The sequence below is a fragment of the Limnospira sp. genome (assembly GCF_051859755.1).
Taxonomy (GTDB): domain Bacteria; phylum Cyanobacteriota; class Cyanobacteriia; order Cyanobacteriales; family Microcoleaceae; genus Limnospira; species Limnospira fusiformis.
Window position 1 is genome coordinate 1 of record NZ_JBIMLI010000166.1, and the last position, 9,190, is coordinate 9,190.

Below are 9,190 nucleotides of genomic sequence, written 5' to 3' on the forward strand. Positions count from 1 at the left end.
CCCTTGCCCTTGGCTTTGTGTACAGCCCGGACGAAACCTAAACGAAAGTCACTTTGGTCGGGCTTTAAAACAAAGGCCCGCTGATAGGACTCTACAGCTTCCTCTAAACGCCCCAACTTCTCTAAAGTCTCCCCCAGCATGTAGTGAGACCAATGAAAAGTTTTATCATGTGCGATCGCTTTTTGATAAGCCGCTACAGCCTCTTCTAGCTGACCGCTCCGCAGCAGTTGATTACCCCTAACTAAATCGCTGACCAATTCGCTGACTCCCCATATTAAAGCACAGACCATGCCTAAAACGCTCCCCATTGTACCAAAGTCATAGAAATTTGTCAATTTGGTAAGTATCGTGATATGGTATAATCCTCGGTTATGTCAGGGGTAGTTGTGGATTGGGAAGTTAGTTATGAGGAGTAGTCAAGGAATGAGTGCGGGGGAGTTACTGAGACAGGCGAATCAATTGAAACGGTCTGGGAAGTTGGATGAGGCGATCGCATTACATCAAAGCCAGCCTACCACTAACCTAGCACGATTACTGAAATCCAGGGAAATGGGGATGAAGTGCTGAAGTGCGATCGCTTTTTGATAAGCCGCTACAGCCTCTTCTAGCTTACCACTCCGCAGCAGTTGATTACCCTTCACTAAATCGCTGACCAATTCGCTAACTCCCTAGACTAAAATAATACCGAAACTGCCTCCCTTATACCAAAGCCATATAAATTTGTCAAGTTCGGTAAGTATCGTGATATGGTATAATCCTCGGTTATGTCAAGGGTAGTTGTGGATTGGGAAGTTAGTTATGAGGAGTAGTCAAGGAATGAGTGCGGGGGAGTTACTGAGACAGGCGAATCAATTGAAACGGTCTGGGAAGTTGGATGAGGCGATCGCTCTTTATCATCAGGTGATTGACATTAACCCCCATTTTGCTTGGGCTTATCATGGCTTAGGGGATGCTTGGGCTAAACAGGGTAATTTAGATGAAGCTGTTGCTTGGTATTCTGAATGCTTAAAAATTCATCCTGATTCAGCTTGGTTGTACTACAGTTTGGGGGAGGTTTTAGCGGAACTGGGAGATTTAGAGGCGGCTGTTGATTACTTACAAAAAGCTATTGACATAAAACCTGATTTTCACAAGTTTTATCATCGATTAAGTATCCTTTTAAGACTAAAAAATAAAATTCCTGAAGCTATAAATAACTACAAAATTGCGTTAGAAATTCATCCTAATCTCAGTTATCTTAATAATCAAGAATTGTTAGATTATGCCCAATTAGCCAGCAATCAATATGACTGGTTTATGGCAATAAGGCTATGGACAATTGCTTTAGAAAAGCAGGGAACTAATGCTTCGGTAATGATTTATTATCAATTAAGCTGTGCCTATCGAAAAATTCGGGCTTTGGATACTGCTCAAGCTATAGTTAGTAGTGGTATTATTAAATACCCTAATGAAATCTTACTGCATAGGGAGCTTTATGAAATTTTAATTTCAAAAAGAAATAATCATGAAGCCATATTGTGTATACAGGATTTATTGGTAAAACATAATAAGCATGACTCAGTTGCCCAAGAGTATCGAGACAAAATGTTGAGTCTTCTATTGTATAATAAAATATGGTTATACTCATTGATGAAGTCAGGAACAACTTATACATTAATGGTTCTAGCTAATTATATTGCACGGATATCAGGTGCTAATAAAGACATCGATTTTGACTCTATGAAAAATTATGGTATTATACATTCGCTAAATGTATATGAACTACTAAAAGATAAAACCCTGATTGAATATCTTCTCAATTTAAAGAGGAATTGGCAAATTTATCATACTCATATTTATGCAGAGGCAGACTTTAAAAAAGTTATTATGTTAACTAGAAACCCGTTAGATTTCATAATTTCCAGCTACTTTTTTCATTTTAAGAATCGGGGTAAAGATCAAGAACTTCATGAAGTTATTGATTCTAGGCTAAAGCACTTTTGCACAACATACCTTTGCCAAAAAAAACTATCTCGCGATTACCCAGAAGATTCGATCTTGATAAAATATGAGGATCTGATCACTGAAACGCACACGGTATTTACTAAAATCATTCATCACCTAAATTTAGATTTTAATGATAATCTTCTACAATTATCTATAGATGCCTGTAGTGTAAGTAAGGTAAAAAATATGGAACAAAGATATGGAAAACCGCTTGTAGTTGGTGAGAAGTTGAAAGTAAAATCATTTATCAGAAGTGGGAAAATTGGAGAATGGAAAGATTTTTTTAACGATATCGACTTAAAGTATATTGGTAAAAAATTGATGGAAAATGGTGTTAATCCTAATGATTTTCAAGAATTTGATTGTTTTTTTTAGCGCTTTAACTATAGCCAATAACATTGATAAATTGTGGTTGATAAAGGTATCTTTATATAAGTATCAAGTCAATTTTTTGTGATATATTTAACTTCCCAATAAACAAACCAAGAGAGATTAATATGACAACATTAGCTCTTATCCCTTTGCGCGGTGGCTCCAAAAGTATTCCCAAGAAAAACATTAAAGAAATTGCTGGCAAACCTCTATGTGCTTGGGTGTTAGAGGCTGCATCTCAGGCTGCCCATATCGATGCGGTGTATGTCTCTACGGACTCAGCAGAAATAGAAGCTGTTGTTGACTCGCTTAATCTTAATGTGAAGGTTATTCAGCGACCTAGCGAGTTAGCAACAGACGAGGCATCTACTGAGTCAGTCATGTTACACTTTATGCAACAAGTTGCCTTTGACAATCTAGTAACTATCCAAGCAACTTCCCCCTTGCTTTTATCAGAACATTTAGATGATGCTCTACAGCAGTTCCAATTAAAAAATCTAGATTCTATGCTCAGTGCAGTCCGCACTAAACGTTTTTTTTGGCATGATAATGGAACGGCTTTTAACTATGACCCACTCAACAGACCAAGACGACAGGAATTTACCGGAACACTAATGGAAAACGGAGCGTTTTATATTACCCGACGTTACATTTTGGAAAAGTATCAATGCAGATTGGGAGGGAAAATAGGGATTTATGAAATGCCGGAAAACTCAGCAGTAGAAATTGACGAACTTGATGATTGGGAGATGGTTGCTAAATTACTACAGAAATTCAATCAAAAAATTAAAGAATAGGCAATATAGACAGTGCTTATATACCAATTTTTTCTAAAAACTCTAAGGCAAACCAGAATCCCTCCCCTTTATCTTTATGACCTTGCCAAACTTCAGGAATGAACTGAATCTTGGGTGCTAACACATCAAGCTTATCTTTGAGCATTTTGAAGTCCACATCACCTTTGCCAATTTGTACACCCTCGCCATCAACCCCTTTAGCATCAACAATATGTAAATGCACAGTATAGGGAAGCACTTTTTCTAAAAACTCACTAAAATCCCATTGGTAATAGTTGCAAGCCATCATTGAATGTGATACATCTAAACAAATTTTATGACCAGTGCGATGACAAAACTCATAAATTTCATTCGGATCTACAAACAGGTTGTGATGGCTTTGTCCCCCAAAGTGCCAAGGAAACGGAGGCATAGTTTGAATCGCTAGTTGAACAGACTCTATATCTATCCGTTCAAGAGTTGTCTCAACCCGAAAATACAGTTCCTTTCGTTTTTCAAGAGGTAAAAAGCCTTTAGGACTCCACCCACCTACATTAATAACTAATACTGGTTTCTCAGTTGTAGGAAAGAAACACTTGAGATTGTTAGTGATTGATATAACCCTTTCTAACTCACTAATTGATCGCTCCAGGTAAGTTTCATCTTCGGAAGCCAAGTCCATAATGTGGTCTCCAGCAAACAGTTCAGGACTATGAACTGCAAAGCCAATAGTCTGGGTACTCGAAAAGAAATCATTGAGCAAAACATTAAGATCATGATAGCTCAAGTGGAATTCAACAAAATCGAGATTTATATTTGTAGTCAGGTTAGCGTAATCATGATACCGGACTGGTATTCCATAGGGACGCGAAAAATTGTACTCACTTTTTTTGATAGCCTTTTGAACAATATCAGACTCAAAAAAAAAGTCTCCTGGCATCATATCGCGACTGGCAACTTTTCCGAGAAGGTCATGAATACGATTAGGCTGTAAACCCTGACCAGGACTTTTTACCTCAATCATCTCGCGTTTGATTATTTGTCCTTTTTTAATAGATTGATTAGTCACTAAACTTTTAGCCAGATTTTCTCTATTAATGAGTTCACCCTGAGTAACTTCTCGTTCTTTATCCTGGCCAATTGCCTCTTCAACTTCCCGGATCTGGCGAACCATGTCTGCAAACTCATCCGGTAGCAGACTTACTTTGTGATCGCTACCCTCCATAGAGCGATCAACTGTAAAATGTTTCTCTATAATCTTAGCGCCGAGTGCAACGGCTGCTACAGGTACTGAAAATCCTCGCTCATGACCGGAATACCCTACAATAGTACCAGCAATCTTCTTCAATCTACCCAAGTAGAGCAAGTTCACATCCTTAAAAGGAGTTGGATAAGTTGAATTACAGTGCAGAAGAGAAAATTGGGAGCCTAGTTGTCTCAGGAGAGAAACTGAAGCCTTTATTTCAGATTCAGTACACATACCAGTAGAGCAAATTATCGGTTTTCCAATCTCCGCTAAGGCTTCCAACATTTCAAAATTTGTGAAGTCTGCTGATGCTACTTTAAATGCTTCTAATCCGTAGTTATCCAGGATGTCAACACTAACTAAATCCCAGGGAGTACACAGAGGAACAATACCTTGTTTGTAGCTGTAATCAAAAACATCAAATAGTTCGTCTTTAGTTAACTGAAACCTATTCAAAATATCCAAGGTATATTGTGAACCTAAATCATATTTATTCTCTGCGGCTTTGCCCCTATTAGAATATAAAGAGCCTAGATCCCGCATTTGAAATTTAACGCAGTCTGCTCCAGCTTGAACAGCTAAATCAACTAGCTTTTTCGCTAGTCCAACATCACCATTATGATTATTGCCAATTTCAGCAATAATAAAAGACTTATTTTGTTCGGAAATTAGATGTTCCCCAACTTGAAAACCTATACCCGACTTTCTAGCCAGAGCCACAAATCTACCGACTTCATCTACGAGAGGAATGATGTCTTTATCAGGGGTAAAACACCGAGCTATCACCTCTTGAGTATTATGAACCGAAGTTGAAATAAAATTCTGGTTCATCACTAAATCTATGGGCTGGTTGAGGTCAAAGTTAGGATGGCTAGTAACCCATCTTCTGAAGTCACCATCACTGACCGCACCTATCAAGATACCACTATCCTCAACAACAAAAACAATTCTCGACTGATTGTCATTAATCTGTTTTAGGGCATCCCATATACTGTCACCAGAAAAGACCAGATAACTCTTGATTTTTTTTTCAATGTACATAAATATATTTACTTGGTATGGATTTTACATTACCTCAATCACAATCCACCAACGGTTGATGAGCTGAGGAAGCGTTTCACAGCGCTTGCAGATATGTGCATTTAACATCGCAGTGTGGAAGCATTAACTAAGTCGAATCACATAAGAAAAAGTCTAATGTGACATAAGGTGTTGTACTTAGGAAGTAATTGTCAACCCTTAATCTTCTGCTTCTCATAAATGTACTCATCATGGCTACAATTTATCCTTTACTGAATATTAGGTTAACTTTGATCAAGCCACTGATTTTTGAATCATTCAATAAAATACACCACGTCTCATATCTTTAATCGATTTAATTATCTTTTCTATTATTTTTATATCTGGTAAAAAACCTTGTATCCAATCTATATTGGGTTGCTTAATATGCAAACGCAAAATATCATTTTTCGTACAGAGTAAGCCACTATCTTCAAAAATTTTAAGTGCTGGCTTAGTCAAAGGATCGGCTTGTGCTGCTATAAAATCCAAATAAAAGAGTGTGGGTATTCCTCTAAGAATAGTTTCAATCCCCGCAGTGGAAGAACAGGTAATACAAAAATCTGCATTGTCAAAGACTTCATCCATTGTTTCTGTTGAAAAATATACATTACTTGCCATTTCCATACCTTCCGCAAGTTCTAAATAACTCAAACTTTCAACATGCGTATGTGTTTTGTTTTCATTAGGCAAGTGTCTAAGCTTAATTTTTAAATTTATATTTGGATTGCTTATTGCACATTGATTCAAAGTATTTAACACATCAAATCTCTGATCAGGAAATAATGGAACTATACTTTGAGCAAAAAAATAAACATTTTTATGATTTTTTTCCTTTGTGCTTTCCTTTACACAAAAGTCGTGCATTTTCATGTCAACACTACCATGTATTTTATATTTAGGACTGTAAACAAAAGCTCTCTTTTTTTTATCCACTGCACTAGGTAAAATATTACTATAAATTTTCAACTCCCATTGATTGTTTAAACAAATAATGTCTGCGAAAACACGATTACAAATACCAAGAACAGGAAAAAAATCAACCCCTCTATAAAGAGCCAATAGGCAAGGTCTTTGGGTAGTATTTAATTTATAAAATGACTCACTGAAAATATCTAAGTGCTGACATAATAGTAGAGCATCAAACTCAAAAAGAAACTTATTTTCTTCATTTAATGACGATAAATGTACATCGGTTATTTTTCTGCCGTAAATCTTAGTCGAGGATAATTGTCTTTCTGAAACCCTCTTACCATATTTATGAACAACTTGTGCAACGGAAACTTGACAACCATGAGCTTCAAAATCAGATATAGCATCAGCTAAGGTAAATAGAGAACTATCATCATCCACTAATGCAAGTAGCTTAATACTTTCTTCCCTTGTTGCTATATATTGACTCCCGTTTATACTGGTTATACTGGGTTCGCATGGTTTTAATTGATGAGCAATTTTTGATGTTTGCAAAAACATTTCAAAAAAGTGAGCGCATTCTACAAATTTGTCTAAATTGCCATAAGCAGCAGCCAGATTTTTATAAGCCTGCTTTTTCGTATTTTGAACTAATTTTTTATTCTTAACGTTATCAATTTTGATTAATATCTGATCCCAACACACGATCATTTCTGACCAATCTTTTTTATCATAAGCTATTTGTGCTAACCGAACAAACAGATTAATCTCGTTTGGATATTTAGCAATACCTTTTTTAATTATAAGTTCCGCATCATTATAACAACCTTGTGCAGAAAAAGCACGACTCATTAATATATAGACTTTTTCTGGAACCTGATCATAATAAATATCTAAGACAAATTTGAGCTTATTAATAGCTTCTGACCAATTATTTTGAGACATAGCAAGTTCAGCAGATTCTATAGCTTGCTTCATGTTCATTAATGGCCGAGAAACTTCAGAGCTAGTTAACCCAATTTTCTGTTCATACAAGAACCATAACTTACCGACCACAGTCTCTATTTTAGAAAAATAATCCCTAGTGGATAACTTGATAATTTCACTGCATTGCTCATCGACATCAACCAAACCTGCTTTCCACAAACTACGGGTAAAACCCACCTGGCTGACTAAATCATGATTAGCCAAAACAGGCTGAATTTTTTCTAGTGGAAACTCAGCAAAATCAGACTCATCCCGACCTCTATATTTTTCTGAATGATGCTGGGAAGTAAGATAAAAATTGGTTTTAAACAATTTCACCCTATCTGCCCCTTGTAGTAGCACATCAAACAGAACAGCAGGCGCACCATTTAAGGATTTATAAAAAATGTTATCAGTTTCATAGATCAGCCTAATTTTACTCTTGTCCCAGCCGAGAGCATCCACATCATGCCGAGGTCTTCTAATCAGCGAAAAATCTAAATTGGAAAGAATATCAAGTTGATTATGAGTAACAAAATACCTGATAGTATGGGCGTTATATAGGGATACATTAGTTTTAGTCCCATATTCACGGGCATCACCTATAGACCCCTCTCCCCTGTAGTTGAACCGAATGACCACATCAAAGGAGTCTATTTCCTCACCATCTAAGATACCTGTTGGAGCTGGCCCTACTACCGCCACCGATTTACCTCGAATGTACTCCTGAAAATGCAAATCTGCCAACCTAGGAGGATACGGCCAAGAGTTTCTGAACCCTTCTATATCACCTTCCTGTAGATATTTATAAGCCCGAAGTTCACTCAGTTGTTGGCTATTACAATTTGTTTTTGCCAGCCTGTTAATAAACCGATTCGCCGCCGTAAAATCGCCCTGGTCGATCGCCGCCCTTGCCGCTACTATAAGAGCCGTTATATTGTTAGGTTGAGCATCACCCTGCTGATAGGCTTTATCGATGGCTTTCTGTCTAGCGACAAAACCAGATTCAAACAGTCCATTCCAACTCAAGACATCATACAATAACAACCATTGCTTAACAGACAAAACCTCTGTATTTGTATGATGAATTTCCTGTTTGATATTGCTGCTAGTTAAATCATCGCTGGAGTTTACCTGATTTTTCCGAATCACATCAACACAGGTAACAATTGAATTTATTAAACTCTCAGGCAGCCGATTCCCAAAAAAAGCGATCGCTTTTTTCAGAGATTTTATAGCATTCTCATCCTCTTGACGTTCCCAGTATTCCTCAGCCAATAGCAGATGAGTTTTAACAGACTGCGAGATAGAACCATAGGACTGTTTACCATCTATAAACGGTTGATATAGTTGAGCTGCCGTCTCCCAGTTAGGAGCAGTTGCCAAACCATCAGCTTTATACCAATCAGCAATACCTTCCACAGTTTTCATTAACCAGGAAGAATAGGTATGATAAAAATACTGTTTTTGCTGCTCCTCTAAAGCTTTGCGGTGTTGGGGGTTACTTGCCAGAACCCGTTTTAAACAAGCCTGAGCCTCAGTAAAAGCATCCAGCTTGAACAAATTATGGCTAATGGATATGAGAACTTCAGGAGATAAAGAAGAAGCATAAACCTTCCACAATTTCCGCCAACAACCAGCAGCCTCTGACCATTCCCCCTTATCCATAGCTGTTTGAGCTTGTTGTAACAACAGGACACCACCTCCCCGTCCCCCAAAATAATAGGGAACAGCAGGGAACCCCGCCAATAACAAATTCAACTCATCCGAGAGGACCCCAACCCCGCTGCGAACCTCATCCATAACCTCCGCTAACCGAGACCCATTCACCCCAAACCCAAACTCCGCCGCCAATAACTCCCGACCGCGAACC

Annotated in this window: 6 protein-coding genes; 2 read left to right on the plus strand and 4 right to left on the minus strand. The window is 37.7% G+C overall.

All coding sequences use genetic code 11. The features are described 5' to 3' along the window. Together ACTIE0_RS20905 and ACTIE0_RS20910 are read right to left on the minus strand one after the other, a co-directional pair. The coding region (locus tag ACTIE0_RS20905) for a tetratricopeptide repeat protein (protein WP_439516971.1) at nt 1–290 on the minus strand (290 nt) is incomplete at its 3' end. Nucleotides 291–500: 210 nt separating this feature from the next. Further along, a complete protein-coding gene (locus ACTIE0_RS20910; protein WP_071776855.1) occupies nt 501–656 on the minus strand; it encodes a tetratricopeptide repeat protein in 156 nt (51 codons plus the stop codon). A 142-nt stretch (nt 657–798) separates the two neighbouring features. Here ACTIE0_RS20910 and ACTIE0_RS20915 point away from each other — a divergent pair, with 142 nt between their 5' ends. Together ACTIE0_RS20915 and ACTIE0_RS20920 are read left to right on the plus strand one after the other, a co-directional pair. After that, the gene (locus tag ACTIE0_RS20915; protein WP_150105363.1) at nt 799–2,361 is read left to right on the plus strand and encodes a tetratricopeptide repeat protein; all 1,563 of its coding nucleotides are present in this window, start codon (nt 799–801) and stop codon (nt 2,359–2,361) included. 122 nt (nt 2,362–2,483) lie between these two features. Then, nucleotides 2,484–3,155, plus strand: a complete 672-nt coding sequence (locus ACTIE0_RS20920; protein WP_006670258.1) for an acylneuraminate cytidylyltransferase family protein — start codon at nt 2,484–2,486, stop codon at nt 3,153–3,155. A gap of 16 nt (nt 3,156–3,171) precedes the next feature. On the opposite strand, the gene ACTIE0_RS20925 is transcribed toward ACTIE0_RS20920, so the two are convergent. Then, on the minus strand, nt 3,172–5,421 hold the full coding sequence (locus tag ACTIE0_RS20925; protein WP_006670259.1) for an N-acetylneuraminate synthase family protein: 2,250 nt from the start codon (nt 5,419–5,421) through the stop codon (nt 3,172–3,174). 297 nt (nt 5,422–5,718) lie between these two features. Continuing rightward, nucleotides 5,719–9,120, minus strand: a complete 3,402-nt coding sequence (locus ACTIE0_RS20930; protein ID WP_439516970.1) for a DUF6716 putative glycosyltransferase — start codon at nt 9,118–9,120, stop codon at nt 5,719–5,721. Nucleotides 9,121–9,190: the final 70 nt, after the last annotated feature.

Coding starts and splice junctions, on each gene's coding strand:
- ACTIE0_RS20920 (WP_006670258.1), top strand. CDS start 2,484: ATGACAACATTAGCTCTTATCCCTTTGCGCGGTGGCTCCAAAAGTATT.
- ACTIE0_RS20925 (WP_006670259.1), bottom strand. CDS start 5,421: ATGTACATTGAAAAAAAAATCAAGAGTTATCTGGTCTTTTCTGGTGAC.
- ACTIE0_RS20930 (WP_439516970.1), bottom strand. CDS start 9,120: ATGGATGAGGTTCGCAGCGGGGTTGGGGTCCTCTCGGATGAGTTGAAT.
- ACTIE0_RS20915 (WP_150105363.1), top strand. CDS start 799: ATGAGGAGTAGTCAAGGAATGAGTGCGGGGGAGTTACTGAGACAGGCG.